General features: G+C 59.7%; 25 protein-coding genes and 1 pseudogene. 9 read left to right on the top strand and 17 right to left on the bottom strand.

Going from position 1 to position 22,158, the window contains the following annotated elements:
* Nucleotides 1-202 precede the first annotated feature (202 nt).
* Genes AC1D2R_RS23395 through AC1D2R_RS23385 form a run of 3 tightly spaced genes read right to left on the bottom strand, consistent with a single transcriptional unit; the run spans nucleotide 203 to nucleotide 3,356 of the window.
* Nucleotides 203-1,273 (bottom strand): S-methyl thiohydantoin desulfurase domain-containing protein, encoded by a 1,071-nt coding sequence (locus AC1D2R_RS23395; RefSeq protein WP_477970975.1) that lies wholly within the window; start codon nucleotides 1,271-1,273, stop codon nucleotides 203-205.
* A complete protein-coding gene (locus AC1D2R_RS23390; RefSeq protein WP_477970973.1) occupies nucleotides 1,270-1,983 on the bottom strand; it encodes an SDR family oxidoreductase in 714 nt (237 codons plus the stop codon). The genes AC1D2R_RS23395 and AC1D2R_RS23390 overlap by 4 nt, the downstream gene beginning before the upstream one ends.
* Before the next feature lie 56 nt (nucleotides 1,984-2,039).
* On the bottom strand, nucleotides 2,040-3,356 hold the full coding sequence (locus AC1D2R_RS23385; RefSeq protein WP_477970971.1) for a purine-cytosine permease family protein: 1,317 nt from the start codon (nucleotides 3,354-3,356) through the stop codon (nucleotides 2,040-2,042).
* A 127-nt stretch (nucleotides 3,357-3,483) separates the two neighbouring features.
* On the opposite strand from AC1D2R_RS23385, the gene AC1D2R_RS23380 reads away from it, so the two are divergent.
* Nucleotides 3,484-4,425, top strand: coding sequence for a LysR family transcriptional regulator (locus AC1D2R_RS23380; protein ID WP_477970969.1), 942 nt, complete (start codon nucleotides 3,484-3,486; stop codon nucleotides 4,423-4,425).
* A 29-nt stretch (nucleotides 4,426-4,454) separates the two neighbouring features.
* Here the strand turns inward: AC1D2R_RS23380 and AC1D2R_RS23375 are convergent.
* The 3 genes and pseudogenes from AC1D2R_RS23375 to AC1D2R_RS23365 all read right to left on the bottom strand — a co-directional run.
* A pseudogene (locus AC1D2R_RS23375) lies at nucleotides 4,455-4,641 on the bottom strand (hypothetical protein); the annotation flags it as partial.
* Between the two features lie 74 nt (nucleotides 4,642-4,715).
* On the bottom strand, nucleotides 4,716-5,756 hold the full coding sequence (locus AC1D2R_RS23370; protein ID WP_477970967.1) for a DUF3095 family protein: 1,041 nt from the start codon (nucleotides 5,754-5,756) through the stop codon (nucleotides 4,716-4,718).
* A 107-nt stretch (nucleotides 5,757-5,863) separates the two neighbouring features.
* Nucleotides 5,864-6,259: an Ohr family peroxiredoxin gene (locus AC1D2R_RS23365; protein WP_477970965.1), complete on the bottom strand. Its 396-nt coding sequence runs from the start codon at nucleotides 6,257-6,259 to the stop codon at nucleotides 5,864-5,866.
* 323 nt (nucleotides 6,260-6,582) lie between these two features.
* Between AC1D2R_RS23365 and AC1D2R_RS23360 the strand changes: the two genes are divergently transcribed.
* From AC1D2R_RS23360 to AC1D2R_RS23350, 3 genes are all read left to right on the top strand, one after another.
* A complete protein-coding gene (locus AC1D2R_RS23360; RefSeq protein ID WP_477970963.1) occupies nucleotides 6,583-7,893 on the top strand; it encodes an epoxide hydrolase family protein in 1,311 nt (436 codons plus the stop codon).
* 70 nt (nucleotides 7,894-7,963) lie between these two features.
* The gene (locus AC1D2R_RS23355; RefSeq protein ID WP_477970961.1) at nucleotides 7,964-8,377 is read left to right on the top strand and encodes an Ohr family peroxiredoxin; all 414 of its coding nucleotides are present in this window, start codon (nucleotides 7,964-7,966) and stop codon (nucleotides 8,375-8,377) included.
* Between the two features lie 120 nt (nucleotides 8,378-8,497).
* Entirely contained in the window at nucleotides 8,498-11,347 is a 2,850-nt protein-coding gene (locus AC1D2R_RS23350) for an ATP-binding protein (RefSeq protein ID WP_477970959.1), read from the top strand.
* Between the two features lie 191 nt (nucleotides 11,348-11,538).
* Here the strand turns inward: AC1D2R_RS23350 and AC1D2R_RS23345 are convergent, their stop codons facing one another.
* The 7 genes from AC1D2R_RS23345 to AC1D2R_RS23315 form a co-directional block, all read right to left on the bottom strand.
* Nucleotides 11,539-12,621: an adenylate/guanylate cyclase domain-containing protein gene (locus AC1D2R_RS23345; protein ID WP_477970957.1), complete on the bottom strand. Its 1,083-nt coding sequence runs from the start codon at nucleotides 12,619-12,621 to the stop codon at nucleotides 11,539-11,541.
* 102 nt (nucleotides 12,622-12,723) lie between these two features.
* Entirely contained in the window at nucleotides 12,724-12,852 is a 129-nt protein-coding gene (locus AC1D2R_RS23340; protein WP_477970955.1) for a hypothetical protein, read from the bottom strand.
* 91 nt (nucleotides 12,853-12,943) lie between these two features.
* Nucleotides 12,944-13,081: a hypothetical protein gene (locus AC1D2R_RS23335; protein WP_477970953.1), complete on the bottom strand. Its 138-nt coding sequence runs from the start codon at nucleotides 13,079-13,081 to the stop codon at nucleotides 12,944-12,946.
* A 187-nt stretch (nucleotides 13,082-13,268) separates the two neighbouring features.
* Nucleotides 13,269-13,529: a CopG family ribbon-helix-helix protein gene (locus AC1D2R_RS23330; protein ID WP_477970951.1), complete on the bottom strand. Its 261-nt coding sequence runs from the start codon at nucleotides 13,527-13,529 to the stop codon at nucleotides 13,269-13,271.
* A gap of 425 nt (nucleotides 13,530-13,954) precedes the next feature.
* A complete protein-coding gene (locus AC1D2R_RS23325; protein ID WP_477970949.1) occupies nucleotides 13,955-14,404 on the bottom strand; it encodes an SRPBCC family protein in 450 nt (149 codons plus the stop codon).
* A gap of 281 nt (nucleotides 14,405-14,685) precedes the next feature.
* Entirely contained in the window at nucleotides 14,686-15,003 is a 318-nt protein-coding gene (locus AC1D2R_RS23320; RefSeq protein WP_477970947.1) for a hypothetical protein, read from the bottom strand.
* The gene (locus AC1D2R_RS23315) at nucleotides 14,996-15,793 is read right to left on the bottom strand and encodes a DUF899 domain-containing protein (RefSeq protein WP_477970945.1); all 798 of its coding nucleotides are present in this window, start codon (nucleotides 15,791-15,793) and stop codon (nucleotides 14,996-14,998) included. The genes AC1D2R_RS23320 and AC1D2R_RS23315 overlap by 8 nt, the downstream gene beginning before the upstream one ends.
* A 123-nt stretch (nucleotides 15,794-15,916) precedes the next feature.
* Here AC1D2R_RS23315 and AC1D2R_RS23310 point away from each other — a divergent pair, with 123 nt between their 5' ends.
* The 3 genes from AC1D2R_RS23310 to AC1D2R_RS23300 all read left to right on the top strand — a co-directional run bounded on the left by AC1D2R_RS23310 (nucleotide 15,917) and on the right by AC1D2R_RS23300 (nucleotide 18,610).
* Nucleotides 15,917-17,137 (top strand): helix-turn-helix domain-containing protein, encoded by a 1,221-nt coding sequence (locus AC1D2R_RS23310; protein ID WP_477970943.1) that lies wholly within the window; start codon nucleotides 15,917-15,919, stop codon nucleotides 17,135-17,137.
* 30 nt (nucleotides 17,138-17,167) lie between these two features.
* Complete coding sequence (locus AC1D2R_RS23305) at nucleotides 17,168-17,809, top strand: Vgb family protein (RefSeq protein ID WP_477970941.1); 642 nt, start codon at nucleotides 17,168-17,170, stop codon at nucleotides 17,807-17,809.
* Nucleotides 17,810-17,872: 63 nt separating this feature from the next.
* Nucleotides 17,873-18,610 (top strand): NYN domain-containing protein, encoded by a 738-nt coding sequence (locus AC1D2R_RS23300; protein ID WP_477970939.1) that lies wholly within the window; start codon nucleotides 17,873-17,875, stop codon nucleotides 18,608-18,610.
* 334 nt (nucleotides 18,611-18,944) lie between these two features.
* On the opposite strand, the gene AC1D2R_RS23295 is transcribed toward AC1D2R_RS23300, so the two are convergent.
* Entirely contained in the window at nucleotides 18,945-19,178 is a 234-nt protein-coding gene (locus AC1D2R_RS23295) for a hypothetical protein (RefSeq protein ID WP_477970937.1), read from the bottom strand.
* 329 nt (nucleotides 19,179-19,507) lie between these two features.
* Between AC1D2R_RS23295 and AC1D2R_RS23290 the strand changes: the two genes are divergently transcribed.
* Complete coding sequence (locus AC1D2R_RS23290; protein WP_477970935.1) at nucleotides 19,508-19,723, top strand: hypothetical protein; 216 nt, start codon at nucleotides 19,508-19,510, stop codon at nucleotides 19,721-19,723.
* A gap of 317 nt (nucleotides 19,724-20,040) precedes the next feature.
* Here AC1D2R_RS23290 and AC1D2R_RS23285 read toward each other — a convergent pair whose 3' ends face one another.
* Nucleotides 20,041-20,334 carry a hypothetical protein gene (locus AC1D2R_RS23285; protein ID WP_477970933.1) on the bottom strand — a complete coding sequence of 98 codons (294 nt, stop codon included), beginning with the start codon at nucleotides 20,332-20,334 and terminating at the stop codon, nucleotides 20,041-20,043.
* A gap of 440 nt (nucleotides 20,335-20,774) precedes the next feature.
* Between AC1D2R_RS23285 and AC1D2R_RS23280 the strand changes: the two genes are divergently transcribed.
* Nucleotides 20,775-20,954, top strand: coding sequence for a hypothetical protein (locus tag AC1D2R_RS23280; RefSeq protein WP_477970931.1), 180 nt, complete (start codon nucleotides 20,775-20,777; stop codon nucleotides 20,952-20,954).
* A gap of 525 nt (nucleotides 20,955-21,479) precedes the next feature.
* Here the strand turns inward: AC1D2R_RS23280 and AC1D2R_RS23275 are convergent.
* Complete coding sequence (locus tag AC1D2R_RS23275; RefSeq protein ID WP_477970929.1) at nucleotides 21,480-21,782, bottom strand: hypothetical protein; 303 nt, start codon at nucleotides 21,780-21,782, stop codon at nucleotides 21,480-21,482.
* A 133-nt stretch (nucleotides 21,783-21,915) separates the two neighbouring features.
* Nucleotides 21,916-22,158 (bottom strand): transposase (locus tag AC1D2R_RS23270; protein WP_477970927.1); only part of this gene is annotated, 243 nt, incomplete at its 5' end.

Raw genomic sequence — 22,158 nt, 5'->3', positions numbered from 1 at the left:
CGTCGCAGCCGGAGAAACCAAACTGACTGCCGACAAATATAACAATTTATCAAATAGATACAGAATATGTTTCATGTCGACTATGAGGTTATTTTCGCGCGCGCGTCACGATGAAATGTGGTCGCCAGAAAGCGCTGCAACGACGCGGTTAAGCGGTGGTCCCCGAGGGGGAGACAGCCTGGTCTACTAGAAATGGTCATCTTCAGATTGGGTCGCCATCTGCAAGCAAAACGCCGGAGGTGCGCGATGACGTACTCGACCCCAGGATCGAATTCAAGGGCTCGAACAAATCCTGCATCGACATTGTCGAGGAGAGCAGAAGACTGCGACGCGGTACCGTCAGCACCGTCAGCGTCTGTCCGGACACAATGTCGGCTGAGACGACTGGATACCCCGCATCGTCAAACGTCATGATCAAATCAGGGAACGAGGCCATGCGCAGGCCATCTCGGTCAAATGTCATGAACTCGTTGATGAAGCGCAGTGTTGCCCCTGCCGACAGAGTGACATGACCAACGTCGAGACCATCGCGACGCTCGCATCGGTAATCAATGACGTCGCCCTGGTGCGCAATCGTTCCGCTCAGAAGACCAGCGACGGCCGGGACGCCGCCATCGAGCAGCGCATGCCCCACCGCGATGGCCTGGCTGATGGCGCCGGGCGCACCGTTTTTCACCGCATAAGACAGGGAAACCGGGTTGCGGGCGACGGCAACGAGACCACCTGCCTCGATGGAGGCGTGGCGCACGAGATTGGCGGTGCGGTCCAGTTTCCCGCAGACAAATCCCTGCACAAGATGCCAGGCATCGCCTCCTGCGAAAGCCTGAAGCGAGCGGAACTCACTTTGCCGGTGCAGGCCCATTGCCCCCATTAGCCCGGTCGGATGGGCGCGGCCGTTGCAGGCGAAGTCGAGCACCGGCAGGCCAGTCACGGCAGACTGCAGCCAGCCGTTGACCGTTGTTTGAGCACCGTTCTCATTCGTGTTCAGGGCGGTGATGCGTGGTTCTTCCACCCGAATGCGACCCAGTGCGTTGAGAGCGTGCCCGGCACGAACGTGGGCGTCCGGCGAGGAAGGAGCGCCGACGAGTGCGACAGTCACACTGAGTGTCTCGGATGGAAGCTCGTCGATACTCCACAAGTGCGGCGTTCCGGCATCCATAGCCAGGTTCGCCTCGCGCATTCCTTCTGCAATCGATCCGCCGCCGCCACCGCCGAGAATTGCGCCCCCGAGGACGGCAGGTTCGATGTCTTCTTTTGTCAGAGCCCGTTTCATCTCAGTGCGAAACCTCCGTCGGGATACAGAGTGGAACCGGTCATGAAGCCGTTCTGCATGAGGAAGATCACAGTGCCCGCGACTTCGTCGGTCGTCCCGACACGCTTGAGCAGGGCGACGTCACTGTAGGAGGAGAAGGATGCGTCGCGTACGTCAGTTGGCTGGCGGCGCCAGAGGTCGCTGTCGATGGTGCCGGGCGATGTCACGTTCACCCGGATCGGCGCCAGCTCGACAGCGAGCGACCGGCCAAGACCCTCGATGGCAGCGTTGCAGGCACCGTAGGCCGCCCCGTTCGCCGCCGGGCGGACGCTGTAGGCGCCGGCCATCAAAGTAATCGATCCGTCCTTTGCAAGGTAAGGCAGGGCATGCTTGACAGCGTAATACTGTCCCCAGAATTTCGACTTGAAGGAGCTTTCGGCGACGTCATCGCTGGCCTCGTCGATCCGGCCGCGCGCGTAGGAGGCTCCTGGCGTAAAGAGATGATCGATTACCCCTGCGGTCTCGAAGAAGGCTCTGATCGAAACCTGGTCGAGATTGTCAATGGGTGCTCCGCGTGCGCAGGGGCCGAGCCGCTCGACGACTTTGGCTAGCCGCTCAGCATCGCGACCTCCAACGATGACGGATGCGCCAAGAGAAATCGCAATCTCCGCGACCCGCAGGCCAATCCCGGAGGTTCCGCCGATGACGGCGACGGTCTTATCTTCAAGCATGTTTCAGTCCTTGGTTGAGATGCACCCGGCGACAGTGGCGGATGCGGTTACGGTGATCAGGCACTTTTGGATGCGGGTTCGCTTGTACGTCGCGGCAGAAGCACGCAAATAAGCCAGTAGGAGAGGCCGGCGGCGACGAGAGCGTTGATTGATGGAATGCCGGCGGTGACATAGAAGCCGACGGCAAAGCCGATGGCCCAGCTAGCCAGACCGGGTATATTCCAGTCTTCGACCGCATCGGGCAGCCTGCCCTGTTTTGCGGACGCGTCGAGCAGAGGGCGCTGTCTGCGCAAAATGAAATAGTCGACTGTCATGATGCCGCCGACCGGTGGAATGGCAACGCCGAGCACGATGAGAAAGCCGGTGAACTGTTCCAGGCCACCCCAGAGCGACAGCAGCGTTCCGCACGATCCGATGATGAAGGTGGCCGTGGTCCGGTTGAGCGAAACTCCAAAGACACTCTGGAAGAAGTTCACGACCCCGAGCGATGCGGAATAGAGGTTCCAGTCGTTGATCTTCATCGTGGACGCAACCAGGATGACGATACCTGCAAAACTCGTCGTGGTGACGATGATGGTAACAACGTCGGCGCTGCCTACGGCGTGAGCGAGCAGCACGCCTATGAGGCCGACGAGGTATTCCCCAAAGGTAATGCTGACGACGGTCTGTTTTACCACGTCCCACGCAGATCGGTTGAAGCGGCTCATATCGGGTGTGACAACTGCACCGATGATGAACGAGCCGGCAACCATCGTTGCACCAGCAGTCAGGCTGAGGGCCGGGCCGGGAGCCGGAGAATTCAGCAGGCTTTCCAACGAATGCGTGCGCAGCGCCGAGAATATCGACCAGCCCGCCAGGCAGAGAAAGGCCGGAACGGTAACGTATGCCAGCCATGCCATTGCGGAAAAGCCGAAGATCACAACCAGCGTCACCGCAAGACCGCACGCCAGCGCCCAGCCCCAAAGCGGCAATCCGCCTGCCAGGGACAGCATGCCCGACGCGAATATCGCGTTTTGTACGGCAAACCAGCCGACGAGACTGATGGCGACGACCAGTGACAACAGGCTTGAGCCGTGTCTTCCAAACCCTGTCCATCGCGCAAGCATCGCCGTCCCGAGCCCTTCCCGCTGGCCGGCGATGCCGACAAAGATCGAAACGACCTCCAGGATGACCGCGCCGAATGTCAGTGCCAGAAAGGCATCCTTGAAGGTCATGCCGAAGCCGAGCAGTGCACCGACCATGAATTGGGAAAGGCACGACAGCTGTCCGAAACGCTGCAAGGCGACGGATATCCATGAGTAGCGTGCTTCAGGTGGCACTCTGGTGAGTGCGTAGTCGTCGTGATGCCCTTCTTTTGCTGACAGGCTTTCCATCGATCTGTTCCCTTTTTTGGTCGCGCCATCAACTCCGGCGCGTCGGCGGAACCATAATCGAGGTTTTAATTCCGTGCTGATCCGGGTATTCCGTAATTATCGGAATTCAATTCCATAATGAGGGCGCATGTTTTCGGGCGAACATCTGACGGCGATCCGCGCTTTCATGCAGGCGGCCAAGAGCGAAAACTTCTCGGACGCAGCCCTCAAGCTCGGCCTGACGAGTTCTGCTGTCGGAAAGGCCGTGGCTCGACTTGAGGCGCGCCTCGGCGCGCGACTGTTTCACCGGACCACGCGACGAATGACGCTGACAGAGGATGGGATGCTGTTCTTGCAAGCATGCCAGCGGGCCTTCAACGAGCTTGAAGCCGCCGAATCCACGCTGACATCCAGAAAGCGAGAACCTGCAGGCAAGATCAGAATCAACCTGCCGGAACTGTTGGGCCGCAAGGTGATCATGCCGATGCTCTTCGAATTGTCGCAGACCTATTCGATGTTGACCTTCGATATCAGCTTTTCCAATCGGATAACGGATCTGGTCGAAAATGGCATCGATCTGGCGGTTCGAATCGGCCAGGTCGGAGGCGGCGCCGATCTGGTCGCGCGGCGTCTTGGCACCCAGAACATCGTTATCTGCGCAGCCCCCGACTATCTCGCGCGCCGTGGCACACCACAACAGATCTCCGATCTTGGCGGCCACGACTGCATTACCTATTCACGGGCCGACGGGCCAGCTCCCTGGTTGATGGCCGACGAAACCGGGTTGGTCAGGCAGACCGACGTTTCCGGCAGCTTCAGTATCGGAAACTATGAAGCCATCCTCGACTGTGTGTTGCGTGGCTCCGGCATAGCGCAGCTGCCGGAGTGGTTGATTGCCGACGCCCTTAACGAGGGATCGGCAATGCCGGTCATGGCGGCATTCAATCCGCCGGGACTGCCAATTCAGGCCGTATGGCCACACCGACGTGACATGAACCCAAGGACCCGTGTGCTGATCGACCTACTTGTCTCACACTTCCGACGTTTTAGCGTGGAACTGCCAATTGTGGCGGCCCCGGTCCGTCAGTGAGCTTCGGCTCCATGTCCCCCGAGGCGTTCTTACCCTCCCCTCCGGGACCTCAGTCTTCCGGCAGACCAGGGGCGCTGGCGATGCCGGCGCAGTATCGGCTCACCCAAAGGTACCAACGCCTTTGTCCTTTCCGCCCGCACAAGATGTCAGCACGCTGCGTGCAAGCGGCGTGCAGAGCCCTTCGAGCCGGCTGACCAGTTTGACCGCGGTGCCGATCATCATGTCCCATTGCGATTGAACGTGCCGACGAGGCAGTGGGTGGACTCCTCGCATCAGGCAGACTGCTCGCATCAGGCAGTGGCAACGTCCGGGCGAAGTCGAACACTTTGAGCTTCAAGCATCGCAGCAGCCTTTGTGTATCCACCACCCATTCCGTCCAGGAAATGAAGGTGAGCATTCGGGTTGCCAGAGGGGACCAGACAAGTCATGAGGGCATGGGATTGGCGATGCAGTCCAAAGTTGATCTCGCCACGTTGCGTGGCTGAAACCAGAAGTGCTTCGACAGCGTCAATCTGTTCGGCTGTGCAGTCCAACGTCAAACGCAAAACGTCGTCGTACCTGCGATAGTCCGAGTTGGAAACCACGTCCGCCCAACCCTTGCCGCCGAGATAGGCTTCGACATCCTTCGTAACAGCGATATCGTCCGGTACGGGGTGCGAACCTCGCACTCCAGTGTCGAAAATCGCAAGCAGGCGCCTCGCCAGCATCGTGAAGATCTCGGGCTCGACATGGTCCTTGGGCTCCACAAGGAGGGAAAGGATTTCGCCACGCTGACTGGGGATAGGTGCCCACTCGCAGGTCAGGCCTGTCAGGTCGGGCGTCGCATCCCCCGATCCGGGCGGTATCACATACCTCCCCGCTTTGATCTGTCGGTCGGCCCAATTCAGGCCGCCCCCGGCGAACATCGCATAGGTGGCGGTCTCCGACGCTGCATATCTGGCAACTCTCACGTCGCTGCCGCCTGATCGTATATCTTTTACCGAGACCAGGCCGATCCGCAGATCGAGTTGAAGCTCGTTTCGGGAGTAGCAAGCGATTTGCTGGAGAACTGAGATCGCAATCTCCCTGCGGTCAGGGTGCAAGGCGAAGGCGGCACCATCACCGCGAAACACGAACGGGAAATCGAAGCTGTTCCAAGCATTTCCCAGCGCCGCGATCGCCGACGCACCAGCGTAGTTGACGTCCTTGTAGCGGCCCGAAGCGATTGCCGAGGTGGACCCGACGACATCCGTAATTCCGACGAGCCAATCGTCGGGCAACGGTTCGTAGGTCGTGATGTCCAGCACGTCGGCGAAGTCATGATATGGGTCGGATCGAGCGGGCCTGATCATTTGCTGCCTCCAAACCTTGATGCCACAGTCGGTGGCTGCTTTGCGTTCACATGTTCAAACACCTGGTCGGGTCTGCCTGTTTCACGAGGCAGACCCGATTGATCCGTTCAGATGAGGTTGGTCGCAACGTTGATGTGGCCGTGGGTCGCCTTGGAGTAAGGGCAAATGCTGTGTGCGGCATCAAGCAGTTCACGCGCAACCACAGGGTCGACACCGGGCACGCTGACGTTGAGACGAGCGCTCAGGAAGTAGGACCCTTCATCTGCGTTCAGATCGATCTCCGCATCGACCGAGGTTCCGGCAGGAAGCTTGATGTGTCTCTGGGAAGCGGCGACCTCTATCGCACCCATGTAGCAGGCCGACCAGGCCGCACCGAAGAGGTTTTCGGCGGCCGGATGCGGCTGCTTCATCTTGATGTCCAGGAGACCGTCGCTGCTGCGTGCCCCGCCGTCGCGACCGTTGGTGTTGTGTGTCTTGCCAGTAAAGAGAACCTTGGAGGTCATAGCGAATTTCCTTTCGGCAGCTGTTGATGATTGAGCGTCTGCACGTTTGTGCTGCCCAAAGAGCTACTTCGCCGAGACGGGAATAGCACGTTATGCGTTGTTAGACGTCATTAGCTGCCATTTGCGCCGTTCCTGCCCCGCCGCGGCTCCTGGACGCAGCGTCACGCAGATTCCGAACACTGTCAGATCCTCGTTTCCTGCAAGGAGCGGCCGCCTATGAACATCTAACAACGCCTAACGTGTGGTTTCGACCTCCGGGGCGTACCTCTTTGGGCAGCACAGACGTGCAGACGTTTCAAACGCTACTCACGGGGAAAATGAACATGACCGCGACTGAAACTGACATTATCGACCAGGACCGCCGTCGCCTATTGGGTGCCGCCGCGTCCGGGATTGCTGCTCTAGGCGTTGTAAGTCTTCTTCCGACGCCTTCGAATGCGGCGGCGACCGATGCCGATGCAATTCGTCCGTTCCAGGTGAATGTGCCGGAGGCAGACCTCATCGACCTTCGCAACAGACTGGCCCGTACGCGGCTGCCCGAGAAGGAAACAGTTTCCGACTTTTCGCAAGGTGTGCCACTCAAGACGATCAAGCAGGTCCTGAACCGTTGGCAGAACGGGTACGACTGGCGCAAGGCCGAGGCCCGGATCAATGCCGTTCCGAATTTCATCACCGAAATAGATGGTCTGGACATCCATTTCATCCATGTGCGCTCCAAGCATGAAAACGCGCTTCCGCTTATCGTGACGCACGGGTGGCCGGGCTCGATCATCGAGCAACTGAAGATTATCGGACCGCTGACAGACCCGACGGCACATGGCGGAAGCGCATCGGACGCGTTCCACCTCGTGATACCCTCGATGCCGGGCTATGGTTTTTCCGGAAAGCCGGAGACAACCGGCTGGGGGCCGGAACGGATAGCAACGGCCTGGATCACCCTGATGCGGCGCCTTGGCTACAAGCAGTTTGTCGCACAGGGGGGCGACTGGGGAGCGCTCGTCACCGACCTCATAGGTGTACAAGCGCCGCCGGAACTGCTGGGTATCCACACCAACATGCCCGGCGCAGTCCCGGCCGAGCTCAACCAGGCATCCTTTGCCGGTGCCCCGGCTCCTGCAGGGCTCTCGGATGAGGAGAAGAGCTCCTACGACCAGCTGGTATTCTTCTACAAGCACGTCTACTACGCCTTCCTGATGGGGACCCGCCCGCAGACGTTGGCCGGGTTGGCGGACTCCCCCATCGCGCTTGCGACATACATGCTCGATCACGACGGACGCAGCCTGGAAATGATCGCCCGCTCGTTCGACGGTCAGGGGGAAGGCCTCAGCCCCGACGATGTGCTCGACAACGTGACGCTGTTCTGGCTGACGAACACGGGCGTCTCGTCCGCGCGCCTGTACTGGGAAAACAAGCTCGCATTCTTTGCCCCCAAGGGGGTCAATGTGCCGGTTGCCGTCAGCGCCTTCCCCGACGAGCTCTACCAGACACCTCGAAGCTGGGCCGAAAAGGCGTATCCAAATCTCGTCTACTACAACAAGCTTCCAAAGGGCGGTCACTTCGCAGCCTGGGAGCAGCCGAAGCTCTTCACCGACGAAGTCCGCGCCGGCTTCCGCAGCCTGCGGAAGTCCGGCTGAAATTCTCGGCGCGCGCACCCCGCGCGCCGAATTTCCTGAAGCTCAGTTCACAGCCAAAAAGAACAAACCCATGCACAAGACTATGCTCTACACGGCAACGACCGAAACCAGTGGCGGACGCGAAAATGGCGTCGCCCGCAGTTCCGATGGTGTCCTTGACATCAGGCTATCTGACCCCGGTTCGGCCCCGATAGGGACAAATCCGGAGCAGCTCATTGCCGTCGGGTGGTCGGCAAGTTTCGCGAGCGCCCTCGCGCAGGTGGCCAAGGACGATGGGATCAAACTATCGGCCGACGTCAGGATCCATGCCGAAGTGGATCTGTCATCCGATAACGACGGGTGTGTTATCGGCGTTCGACTTGCCATTCACATCCCCGATCTTGAGCGAGATGTCGCCACGACAATGATCGAACGGGCAAAACGGATCTGCCCCTTCTCGAGAGCCATGCGGGGCAACGTCGAAATGGCTTTCAATCCTGTGTGAACTGTTCACCTTCTTGCCGCGGGATCGCGCGGGTCATCCTCGATAGCGCCAACGAAGTCGTTGGCGTATAAAGGCCGGGGTGGAGCGGCTGAAGGCAAGGGCCATGACTGGACAAGAGCCATGACTGGACTCGGGGACGTTGCGGCGGATGGACTATCCTTTGGTCCATTCCGCTTGACTGTCAGCCAGCGGCTCCTTGCCAAGGAAGGTGTTCCGATCGATCTGGGTGCTCGTGCCCTGGACTTGCTGATCGCTCTCGCCCTCGCTCCCAACAAGGTCGTCAGCAAGCAGGATTTGATTTCCCGGGTTTGGCCCCATGTCACCGTCGAGGAGGGTAGCCTGCGCTTTCACATGACGGGGCTAAGAAAGGCACTGGGCGATGGGCAGGATGGTGCGCGCTATATCACGACGATCCCAGGGCGAGGCTACTGTTTTGTAGCACCGATCTCGCGGTCGGGACCCTTGCGGGAGGTCACTGGCGACGCCGAATTTCGACATGCCAACCTTCCGAGCCGTCTCGACCGGATGGTTGGCAGAGAAGTGGATATTCTGCACCTGTCTGACAGATTGATGATGTCGCGCATGGTCTCCATCGTTGGGGTGGGCGGCGTCGGGAAGACCACGGTCGCCACCGCGGTGGCGCATCGCCTGGCCCCGAGCTTCAATGGCGCCGTACTGTTTGCCGATTACGGAATGTTGAGCGATCCTGGTCTGGTTGCGGCGGGGATCGCGTCCATGCTCGGCCTGTCCGTCGGATCCGACGATGTCCGTCCGAGCCTGCTTGCATATTTGCGCGACAGGCGAATTCTGCTGATCCTCGATACTTGCGAACATTTGATAGATGCAATCGCGGATCTTGCGGCAAACATCGTCGAGGCCGCACCGCAAGTATACATCCTTGCTACAAGTCGCGAGGCTCTGAGAATCGAGGCTGAAAATGTTTACAGGCTCGAAACGCTCGCGTGTCCGCCCGATGACCCTGAAATGACCACCGAGGACCTTTTATCGTTTCCGGCGGCGCAGTTGTTCATGGAACGCGCTGCGGCCAGCGGAGCCACTCTCGATCTCAGCGAGCGCGATGTCCGCATCGTTGCGAGCATCTGCCGCAAACTTGACGGCATGGCGCTTGCGTTGGAACTGGCCGCCAGACGGGTTGAAACCTATGGTCTGCTGCAGACCGCGACGCTTCTCGACCAGCACCTGACATTGGGGTGGGCGGGGTCGCGCACAGCGCCGCCACGCCAGAAAACGCTCCAGGCTACGCTCGATTGGAGCTTTGGACTTCTCACCGAAGAGGAGCGCACCGTGCTTCGTCGGCTGGCGATTTTCGTCGGCGATTTCACGCTTGATGCCGCACTGGAGGTGATTTCCACCCCGGCTCTGGATAGACACGCCGTCTTTGGCGCGATTGATAGTCTGGTGGCGAAATCCTTGCTGGCGACCCACCCCATCGGCGCGATGATGCGCTACCGGTTGCTGGACACGACGCGGGCTTATGCGCTGCAATGTCAGACAGAGAATGATCGTGCAGGATTGGCTGCACGCCATGCGACATACTACCGGCGTTGGCTGGAGCAGTTCGGACCCGATTGGCCAACTTTGTCCACCGGACCGGAACGGTTGCCGTATTTTGTGAGCATCAACAACGTTCGAGCGGCATTGGAATGGTGTTTTGGGGACGACGGTGATGTGGCTGTTGGCATCAGGCTTGCGGCCGCCGCAGTGCCGGTTTTCCAGGTCATGTCACTCTTCCCCGAATGCCAGCGATGGTCGCAGCGTGCGCTTCTCGCGCTAGACAGTGCTTTTCGCGGCAGCGTCGAGGAAATGCATCTTCAAGCCGGCCTCGGTATCTCCCGCATGTATCTGCATGGCGGTCGTGAGACGTCGCAGGTGGCCCTCAGCCGAAGTCTCCAGATCGCCGAAGAACGTGGCAATGCGCTCGATCAGTTGCGGATATTGGGCCCGTTGAACATGTTCAACCTGCGTATCGGCGACTTCAATGCTGCCCTTCACTACGCAAGGCGTTGTTCCGAAATCGCCGCGACCATGAAGGATTCTGCCACCGTCGAGTTGGGCCATTTCTTTCTTGGAAATTCGCTGCATTTTACAGGTGACCTCGATAACGCGCGGATCGAACTGGAGGCGGCGGCCAGGAGCGATCCGCAGCCACAGCGAACTCCGGCGAGCTATGTCGGCTTTGAAGGGAGGCATTTGGCAGGCGGCATACTTGCAAGGAACCTGTGGCTGCAAGGATATCCGGCGCAAGCCGATTCCCGTGCACGCCGGGCGATCAGCGAGGCCGCAGAGCTGGATCACTCCCTGACGCTGTGCATCGCATTGCTCGGGGGGATTGCCGTCTTCCTGTGGCGCGATGACCTGCCGAGCGCCGAGGAGCACATCGAATGGCTGATTTCGCGTGCAGGACTTCACTTCCTGTCGCCATACGTCTCTGTCGCCAGAGGTTTCGAAGGAGAAGTGGCAATTCGACGGGGCGATGTGAAGCTTGGTATCGAGACCTTGCGACGATGCGTGGAAAAACTCCATGCATCCACCTACGAGGTGTTCACGACCATGCTGGAAATCTCGCTTGTCAAGGGATTGGCGGCCATCGGCCAGTTCGAAGAAAGCATGTCGAGGGTCGACAGGGCGATTGAACTTGTCGAGAAAAACGGGGACTTCTGCTATATGCCCGAACTGCTGCGGATCAGAGCGAACCTTCTCCTGTCTATGCCGAGTTCTCTGGCCGATGACGCGGAGGAATGCTTGATGCGATCGCTTGGGCATAGCCGCAATATCGGCGCGCGTGCATGGGAGTTACGAACCGCGACCGATCTCGCGAAACTGTGGACCGACGCCGGACGGTCTCGCGATGCGCGGGAACTGTTGCAGCCCGTGTTCGAGCAATTTGACGAGGGCCTGGATACAGCCGATGTGAAGGCAGCCGAGCGCCTGCTGGCAACGCTCTACTGAAATTGACCATGTCAGCATGTGACCTCGTCCCCGGCGAGGAGTCGTGGAAGCCTGCGCTCTTTCCCGGTCGTCGTTTCAACGTCTGGGTGGGACTTCTGCGCGGCCGCGCAAAATCGATCGCCGAGGTCAAACCCGATGTCTGCCTCCATGCAAGGTCTAATCCCGAGGCGCGCCTGCCCTACCCTCCTGTTTCAGTTGTCCGGCAGAGCGAAGGTCGCACAGGGATTGGCGATCCCGCGCAGCATGTGCTCACCCAAAGGGATCAACGCAATCGTCGTTTCCGCCGCGACCGCACCCGATATCAGTACGCTGCGTCCAAGCGGCTTGCAGAGGCCTTCGAGCCGGCTGACCAGATTGACCGCGGGGCCGATCGCGGTAAAGTCCAGGCGGTCGGCTGCACCGATATTTCCCCAGAGTATCTCGCCGAAGTGAACCGCCATGCCAAAGGGTAGCGGCGGCAATCCCTGTGTCTGTCGCACGGCATCGAGATGAACCATGCCGGCGCGGGCGGCGCCGACCGCTTTTAGCGCCGCCTCGCAGGCTTCGCCTGGCGTGCCAGTGACCGGGAAAATCGCCAGCAAACCATCACCGATGAACTTCAGCACCTCGCCTCCGAAGGCATGCACCGCACCGGCGACACGCTCAAACCAGGCGTCGAGCGCAGCGATCATCGCCATCGGTTCTACCACTTCGGACTGAGCGGTGAAGTCACGCAGGTCCGCGCACAGGAGTGCGGCGCGGATGGTTTCGCCAGTGCCGCGGCGCAGCGCGCCGGCCTGTACCTGGGCCGCGCTACGCCGACCGAGATAGGCTTCCAGAAGCGCAGTCAGCGTCACCCGCGAGGTAAGGGCAGCCAATGGCGCGGCGGCGAAACGCGCGGCCTGCCGCAGGCGGCCGGTTTCAGCCGGCTCGAACGGTCGGTCTCCGGCCCAGCCCAGCACCGGACCGCCCGGCGCCGATCCGACGGCGACCTCGTCGACCGGACCAAGTGCGGCCAACCAGTCGTATCCGGCCTGGTTGGCATCCGCACCAGCAATGCCACCACCGGCAAGGCTGGAAAAGCCGAGCGCCTCAATCACCGTCCCTGTCTCCGCCTGCCACAGCCAGGTGCGGTGGGCGACAATCGGGTGCGGCGCTGCAAGCATCAGTGCTCCGCCAGCAAGCGGCAGGCCCTCGTCCAGCAGCCGGCCGCCGAGCTCGGCCAGAAATGTTTCGGGGATTGACGAGGTGTAGGCCTCGTCAATCAACCAGGCGAGGGAGACGGGCAGATCCATCGCTGGATCATGGCACGGCGGCCACAAGCTGTCATCCGTAACACAGGTGTGGCAATCCCGTTCTTCAACATCGGCTCCCATGACACCTTGGTTTCACCTGTTTCAGCCCTCCTTCTCATTTCGCCGATTGACAGCGTAGAGCATCCGGTCGAAGCCGATAACCATGTTCTTGAAAACGGCACTGTCCGAGATCTGTGCGACCACCAGCCTGACGATCCCAGGACAAAACATGGTGACGCCGTAGTGAGAGCCGGAAAGCCAAGGATTATGAGATTATCCATGGCTGGGAGCCGCAGGAGGTCACCTTTGAGCTGCGCCCGCGCTAGGAAGGTTCGCCAGCGTTCTCGTAGTCGAAATCGTCGCCGAGCTCGACGCCTGGTGGTCGCTCACGACCATGGCGGATCGCGAAGATCACAACCTCGTCGTCCCGAATTTCATAGTCGACCAGATAGACGCCCATGACGAAAATCTAAGGACGCCCGGAACGGGAAGTTCCTCGGTGGTCCTTCCCATCTCGGGGAAGCGGCTGAGATTCTAACGGCGCCGCTTCAGATCGTCGGCGAACTGCTGGGCTCTGGGGCTCTTTGATCGGAGGTAGTAAGCCTCTGCCCTGACGGTCTCCCTACCCGCCGGTGACAGTGTAATCTTCAAGCGGCAGCTCCCTTGACGATCGCGTTGATCTCGTCAATCACGTCATCAAGATCGTGGCCGTGCCCTGCATCGATCTCTTGTCGCGCACGCGCGATATCGATTATTTCGCGCCCCTCGGCCGCGAGATAAGACTTCAGTGCTCGCACGAATACCCAGCTTCGAGAATGGCTTGAGATCTCGGCGATTTCTTCGATCTCCGACAGGACGTCCAAGGGCAATCTCATGGTGATCGGAGCCGATAGCTTTTGTTCTGACATCGTTTTCACCTCCGTTTGTAATACAAAGATAGGTCAATGGAGCATCACGGTCAAAGCGATCTCCAAGGAGTGGCCGAGCTGAGGCCCACTCGACGCGAGCGCAGTCCTTGAGCTCTTGATGATTGGCCGCTCTGCCCAAGCTGTAAAATGATCCAAGCGCGGGCCCCCAATCCACATCCATGGTATAGATTGGGTAGATTCTTCCGTCCGATTGCGTATTCTCCAATACGAGAGTGCCGAAGGGGGTTCCCCTCTTCGGCAACTCGCTTACCCCGCGTGTTCCGGCCGGCGACGATATCGCGGAACTCCATCTTACGCTTGAACGGCTCCGACACATCGATCGGAGCGGCCGGCATCGGTCTCCGAGGTCCGACACGCTCGATAGCCCTTAAAACTATTCGCCGGAGTACGCGAACGGACCTCGGTCACGTCCGGCCATGCCAAGGGTCGGGACCGGGCTCCCGTCCGGCTGCGGCCTCGTGCAAGCGGCCGAGGTAGTGAGCCCAGCCTTCCGCATGGCTGTCACATTGGGCAGCATCGGGCAGGCCAGTGTGCGTCAGGCGCAGCAGCGTCCCGTCGGGTTGCTCGATAAGATCGATCTCGACCAGGCTCGACCCGGGTGGCACCGCCTCGCTGCCGTCCCAGCCAAAACTGTAGGCCAGGCGGTGTACCGGCACAACCTCGCGAAAAGAACCACGAGCAAAGCGTGCGCCGGTGACGTTCACAAGATAGATCCCCCCGGGCTGCGGCTCGACCTGGGCTTCGGTTCCCATCCAGCGAAGAATCTTCTCCGGATCGGTCAGGAGGGCAAACACTGCCGCGGGTGGCGCAGGAACGTGTGTCTCGCGGCGAACGACGTTGGGGTGGTCTGGCATCAGTCTCTCCTGTGGTTGCCCTGGCGCGCGCCATCCGAGGGAGGACGGTGGGGCACAGCATGCTCAATCCTTGCCCCCCGCAATGGCATCTAGGGGAACGTGCATTCTCAACAAGGGCGACCCGGCGCAAGGCACGACCGCCGTCCAGCCTCTCGGCACGCACCTGCATTGGCGCGTTTCGTCGTTTCGGTGACCAGTGGTTCCGGACGCCGGCCGCCGCCGGTTTCCTCGTGAGATGTCCCTCGTTGACGAGCAGGGTCATCGCCTTTCGACACCGGCGGTCAAGACGGCCCCGGACTTCTCGCGTGGCTGGAGATCAGCTTCAGCCAAGGTGCCAGATGAAACGCGCTCATGAGCGCGTACATCGTGACCATTCCGCCTGGCGCAAAGACATCCTGCGTGGAAGAGCAGAGCATCTCGGCCCCGCCGCGCGCAGCAGAATGCAGCGCCATGAGTGCGAAGGTCGGCGCGGCAGCGAGAGATAACCGATCGGCGGTCCTGACGAGACGCCTGCCGGTTGGGGCGCCGGCGGATCCGTTTCCTGCGGCAGGCATATCCGAAGGGGCGTTGGAGTGTAGCGACATTGCAATGTCACCCACGGCCATACTCATTATGGCGACGCCACCATACACCGTCTTCGTTCCGCCCCAGTGGCGCGCGGTCAAGCCATTGATACATTCCCCAAACCGCGTCCAGTCCGCGGGAATAGCTTGAATAGCTATGATAGACGGTGTCGTCGTGAAGCACGAAAGCGCTCAGGCCAGGCCGGTCGCGTGTATATGTGGGAACATCGGTTCCCGTCATGGCCGCGATTTGCGCGACCGGTCCTTCGCTGCCGCGCAGCTGCCATTCCTGGACAGTCTTTCCTGCCAGTGGCTCAGGTGCCGGCCGCTCGCGGCGGAAGTTATAGTCTATGCCGCCATCGCGTTGCTGCTCCTCGGTGAACCAGACGCTGAAATCCTGGTTGAAGTCGCTGCTGAACGAGGATGCCCAGGGAAAGTCCCAGCCCATCTGCCGTTTGAACGCCTGCAGCTTTGAAAGCGGTGCCCGCGACACAGCCGAGAAGGCGACGTCGTGGTTTTCGAGATGAACGACGATGCCGTTGAACCCGTCGGCAATCGATGAGCAGGAAGGGCAGCCGGCCGTATAGTCGGGGCCGAACATGAAATGGTAGACGAGGAGCTGCGAGCGTCCCTTGAACAGGTCTTTCAGCGAAACGCTTCCTTCACCGGTCTCGAACCGGTAGTCCTTTTCGATTGCGACCCAGGGGAGTTCCTGCCGCCGCAGTGCCAGATTATCGCTCTGCCGTGTCAGTTCCTTCTCGTCCTCGAGGAGGTTCAGCCGTGCTGCCAGCCATTCCTGGCGCGTCCCGGTTGCGTGTGCCGTCATTGCTCTTCTCCTTTTGCTATCAGTTGTCGTATCAAGCTTGATGCGAGCCGTTTGCTTGGCGATCGACAACAGACTAGGGCGGGACCGGTAGATGCTGGGAGTTACAAGTGTGACGGGATTTCGATGGACTCGCTGATCACCGCTGCAGCACGCGCCCTTGCAGCCGGGGATCCTCTCGGCGCATTGAAACACGTCGCTCTGCGAGACGATGCGCCCGCTCTTGCACTTCGAGGCATCGCCATGGCGCAACTGGGTGATTTCGTCCGGGCAAAGGCGCTGCTGAAAAGCGCTGCCCGCGCCTTTGGCCCAAGAGAGGCAGTGCCACGCGCGCGTTGTATCGTTGCCGAGGCGGAAATAGCACTCGTCTGCCGTGATCTCACCTGGCCCGCAAAGGTGCTCGAGGCGGCGCGTGCAACGCTTGAGGCCCATGGCGATCATGTGAATGCGGCCCATGCACGCAATCTCGAGCTCCGGCGCCTCCTTCTGATCGGCCGGCTTGACGACGCTGAGGGGCTCCTCCGCGAACTTCCCCCTGCAACGCTTCCCCCCGCATTGAGGACGGCCCACGAGTTGGTCGCCGCCGGTATCGCCATCCGGCGCTTGCAGACGAAGGCGGCACACGCTGCGCTGATAAGGGCTGCGAAAGCCGCAAGCGAAGTGGGCATTCCCGCTTTGGCGAGTGAAGTGGAGAATGCATTCGTCGTCCTGAACACACCCGCGGCCCGCCTGATTACCCATGGCGGGGAGCGCCTCATCCTCCTCGAAGAGGTAGAAGGGCTCCTGTCGTCGGGGGCGCTTGTTGTCGATGCCTGCCGCAACATCGTGCGAGACGGAAACGTGGTGGTATCGCTCGCAACGCGTCCGGTCTTGTTCGCGCTTGCCCGCGCGCTAGGTGAAGCCTGGCCCGGGGATGTTCCAAGGACGACGCTCCTTGCCCGCGCCTTCCGGGCCAGGCATGCCGATGAATCGCATCGCGCGCGGCTTCGGGTCGAAGTCGGACGGCTTCGAGCGGAGCTTCGAGACTTGGTGGAGGTGAAAGCGACGAACCGGGGTTTTGCGCTGGTGCTGGGCCAGTCCCGTGAGGTCGTGGTACTGGCGCCGCCTGTCGAGGAGCCGCATGGGGCGCTGCTCGCGTTCCTTGCCGACGGTGAATCCTGGTCGAGCTCGGCCTTGGCGATAGTACTCGGAGCCGGTCCCCGCACGGTGCAGCGGGCGCTGGAGCAGCTTGCAGCAGAAGGCAAGGTCCATTCGTTCGGTCGCGGGCGAGCGCGTCGCTGGATGACCCCGCCCGTGCCGGGTTTCCCGACAACCTTGTTACTCCCCGGCCCGCTGCCCGGTGGCTAGGATGGAAGCATCAACAGATAGGATCAAGCCATGAAAAAATCTGCAGCCCAAATTCTGCGCGAATACGGACCATTTGAAGGCGTCGATCGCGTGCACGGCGTCAGTTTCGACGGCCAGCATGTCTGGTTTGCCTCCGGTGACAAGCTGAACGCCTTCGACCCGGCAAACGGTGAGACAGTGCGTTCGATCGATGTCGCAGCCGATGCAGGAACCACCTTCGACGGTCAGCATCTGTTTCAGATCGCCGAAGATCGGATCCAGAAGATTGATCCGAAGAGCGGGCGCGTGCTCTCGACAATCCCGGCTCCCGGCCATGGTGGCGACTCGGGCCTGGCATGGGCCGACGGGACGCTCTGGGTGGGGCAATACAGGGACCGGAAGATCCATCAAATCGATCCCGATACCGGAGAGATCCTTCGTTCCATCGTTTCAAACCGCTTCGTTACCGGCGTCACCTGGGTCGACGGAGAACTGTGGCACGGCACCTGGGAAGGCGACGAGAGTGAGGTGAGACGCGTCGATCCCCAAACCGCGGAGGTCCTGGAACGGCTCGAAATGCCACACGGTGTCGGTGTATCGGGTCTTGAGTCCAACGGCGATGACGAACTTTTCTGCGGAGATACAAGCAGCGCAAAGGTGAGAGCCATTCGCCGACCAAGACGGAATTCTTGAGCGCCCCGATTGGGGAGCTGGCAGATCAATGTCACGCAGGAAGGAAAAAAATGGAGCCGCAAAATGCCAGCTGATCCTCGTTCACCACGTTTGGCAGTCCTCATCGACGCCGACAATGCGTCAGCCAAGATCGCCGATGGCCTGTTCGAGGAAATCGCCAAGATCGGAGAGGCAAGCGTCCGGCGGATCTATGGTGACTTCGCAAGCGCAAGATCAAAGGCTTGGACGGATGTTCTTGCACGGCACGCGATCATCCCCCAGCAGCAGTTCGCTTACACGACAGGAAAGAACGCGTCCGACATAACGCTGGTTATCGACGCTATGGATCTGCTGCACAGTGGTCGGTTCGATGGCTTCTGCCTGGTTTCTTCCGACAGCGACTTCACGCGTCTCGCAGCGAGGATCCGCGAACAGGGCGTCGACGTCTTCGGCTTTGGCGAACACAAGACGCCGGAGAGTTTTCGGCAGGCGTGTCGTAAGTTCATCTATACAGAAAATCTGCTTCCAGCCGTCGCTCCCAACGATAGCGAGTCTGCCCAGACACCGAAGTCTCTCCAACCGCCAAGTGCCGCCGCACCGATCATCAAGAGGATCATTGCTCAGATCGAGAGCGAGGATGGATGGGTGCCACTTGGTGCCGTCGGTACTCAACTTGCCAACCTGGCGTCCGACTTTGATCCGCGAACATATGGCTTTCGCAAGCTCAGCGATCTCGTGCGCAAAACCAACACATTTGAAATCGAGCAGGCGCAAGGTGGGCATCTGCGGATCCGGATCAAACAGTCTTCCGCCAGAAAGTAGTCAGCCATCCGCCTGGAGGCCTCCCGTTCGACGTACCGGGGGTCCCCTTGCCCGTCCGCCAATCGATGCTCCCGCAAATGTGTGGAAGTGACCTGCCGGCGTTGAAGCGACCCAAAGTCATCGCAGCGTACGAAAGCTTGTCGCTGCCGGCATCGACGAGATGACGCCAAGGCATGATCGCCTGTTCTGATAGCAGCACGGAACGCGGATCGGCCTTCCCTCATGTCGCCGTCTGGCCTGCCGACCAGCGCGAGATGGCGAAATTGTTCGTGGGGCTTCCAGTCGTTGAAACCCTGTCGTTTTTCGGACATAGGCCAGGGATGAGCCCGGGTAACTACTCCGCGTCGATCCTGTATGGCGACAGCTTCGCGAGCCGCCTGGTGGACGCGGCAGCTTTGGTAGACGCGCTCTTCACCGTTTCTGATCCTCGAAGAACCTTTAGTATTTGGCGGGCCTCGTCGTATCCCATCTGGGAAAGACGAACCCCATCAATTTTCGCTGGAGATTGGGTCGCTTCATCAATTATCGCCCATTTTTCACCATCCACGCAGAGTTCATATTTAGACATTCTATCAATCTCCTCCCCTCCACATTTTGCGCGTCAAGATATACTTTGCACGATGGATTAATACTTGAACAAATGGCGTATCGTACGGATGACTTGCAGGGGCACAGGTGAAAGCGCTGCAGGATGGCGAGGCGATAGTCGTCTGCTCTCGCAGATCCTTGATGCCGATCGCGGCCGGAGACGCTGCGAGCCCCTTGAGCGGCGGTTTCTTTCGGCATGGCCGGGGGTGGTGCCTGTCCTGCAATCGCTCCCGGAGGCGGAAATTGGAGTTGCGATGGCGTTCAATCCACGACAGTGTTGGATGACATTGCAGCGAACAGGAGACGACCGTGAGCCTGGTGGATATCCGAGAAAAGTACCGTGAGAAGATCGAAGAGCACCGCGAGAAGATCCGCCAAATGGAGGAGAGCGACGCTCGCCACTACCGACAAGAAGGCGGCGGGCCATTGTCCGACGTCACGGCCGAAATCAAAGCCGAATACCATCGGCACATTGAGACCTATGCGGCTCTTATCGCCGAGATCGACGCGATTCTTGGCGTCTGATGAAAGGTGAGCCGACGCTATTTAAGCCGCTTGCACTGGACATGAATAGAGCTGCAGCCAGGTGCCCGCCACGAGGGCCCTTGTTGGGGACCGAAGACTACCTTCATCAGACCAAGGGTTTCCCGTGGCCACCGGTCGAGCACGTCGATTACCGGACCTACGGGATGTTCCCCAGCGAGAAAACCCCGCATTCAGGAAGATCGCGCCACTGAAAAAGAGGAACGAGACGAAAACACAGCGCTGGTGAATACACTGCGGATCAGTACCCTGCGATCAGTGCGGCAGGTATGGCGTGTCAGTAACGGCGTCTCCGTTCTTCAATGAACGGTCGCCGTCCCCGGACGCAACGAAAGTACCCTTCGCATGACGGTGATAAGTCGCGCAGACGAACGCACGATTTCCATAGCCACGTCAGTGTCGCCCTGCCCTATATCGTGAGCCATGGTTCTCACTGAATCGGCCACATCAATCAGCATCTTTCCGAGATGGCGTTCCTCTTCCGGGAGCTGACGCGCGAACGCACCAAGGGTCTCTCCGAAGTTCAAAAGAACCGAGATCGTCTGTTCGGCGGTCAGTTTTGGGGTCTGGCGGGTGTTGGATTGGCTCGACATTGCAGCTCGCTTCGGGAAACCTGAAGATGTCGCGGAAGTGGCCGATTTCAAGATGCTTGCGACGTCCCCAAGCGCGCCCATGAAAAACCCAGTTGCTGGGAGCTGCAACATCGTGGTGACCGCAAGGTCCGTTCTGCCTTACTTTCCTCGTTCTGCATCGCGTCTTTGCGATCCATCGAATAGGACCATTCTGTGCAATAATTACTTCTCGAGGATAGCGACGAGTTCGGTGCCGCGGATGCTCTTGCGGCTGGCCCAAGCGCCCAGACCTATCTGATCCTGCCGGTCTCCCCCACAGTCGATAGGTAGATACCGCGATAATACAGGGACCGCTAAATTAAATGTCAGTCGCTTTCTGTGTGTTGAGATCCTGACAGACTAAAACGCTTGCTATTGCCTTCGAAAGGGCAGTTGGTGGTCGTTTCGCGAGGAGATGCGACATGATCGAATTTAAACAGTCAGACCCCAACCAAACGCGATGTGCAGAGATCGACCTATCCCTGAAGAAGCTCGACGCAGAAATGGCTTCACAGAATATCAAAGAAACGAAACACGCTGAGCTCAATGCTCTATACCGCCAATTGAGCGCCGAGCGAGAGATGCTTTCTCAAAGACGATAGTTGGCGAGTTGCTTGGGATGCGCGATACCGGCATCAAGGGCGTGGGCCGGGCGCTGTCGTGAACCTCGCGCATCCAAGGCCCGCCCCTTTGCGGGATCTATTTGCCTTCATCGCAGCCATAGCGACAGCAGCCCCGTGTTGTCCGCCGTTGGGGAGCAAGTGCCACCCGGGGCACCCTTAGGTCCATTGCGAACGTCTCCGACACTTTGGGATTGATGTCCGACTGATCAGCTCAGGCGGACGTTTCGTTCTGATTTTTCGGACATCGCTATTGCCTTGCTGCCAATCGCTCCCGAACGAGTTTCGCTTCCTCGCTCCCACTTGGAAATATGAAAGCCTCAGCGCATGGCGCTTGCAAAACCGTGAACGGGCTCGTTTTTGGTGTTGGAAAAACCGTGGCGCTCGGGCCACGAAGTGGCGGCAGAGGGGAGTTGCGTGATCGCAAAGCAATCAGAAATGGGCCGGGTGGCATCGTCGCGGGTTCACCAAAGGTAGAGTTATCCCAGGTTGCCGTAATGTTTTCTGCTACATCCCGCGCAGCACCTTATCGACGATAATATCGAACTGTGCGTAGTCGGTTATAAAAGTTGAAGCATTCGACTCGGGCTCACCTATCTTGGTATCGCCCCTTCGTGCCGCCATCTCCCGGTTCCTCTCTCGGATTACGGGGTCAAGGATCAGTCCGTAATTGGCGATACGGCCCATGACGACAAAGTCGGCGTGGTCGATATCGCCAACGTTCCATTGCGCACGTATCAAGCCTCCACCGGTTCCCGACGCCCATCCGACCGCGAGATTCCACGCGAGTAGCAACTTTGGCGCTATCATGGGAATCCCTTCGAAAGCGAAACCGAACTATGCCGGTAGAATGCGGAGCAACATCGGGATTACCGGGGCACTGCCAACTACGCATGCCCTCCCTGCCGAACACACCATTCGTAAAATCTAGAGCAGATCCTGTTCAATCCGGGTCATATCCAGCAGCCCTGAAGTAGTTTGCGCATTCTGTCGGCGTGAAGCGGGGCATCAATGCGCCGACCGCGTCCCACAAGGCATCGATCTTTCTCTCTGCCCGAGCCCGCAACATGGCCTTCAACTTTGAGAAGGCGTTCTCAATGGGGTTGAAGTCGGGGCTGTAGGGCGGCAGGAACATGAGCTTTGCACCCATGCGCTCGATGGCATTGGCATCGCGCACCCCGGCTGC

This window comes from Rhizobium sp. P1_C7 (assembly GCF_056406295.1).
Note: the sequence above shows the minus strand (reverse complement) of the source record. Positions and strands in the feature narration are given on the sequence as shown.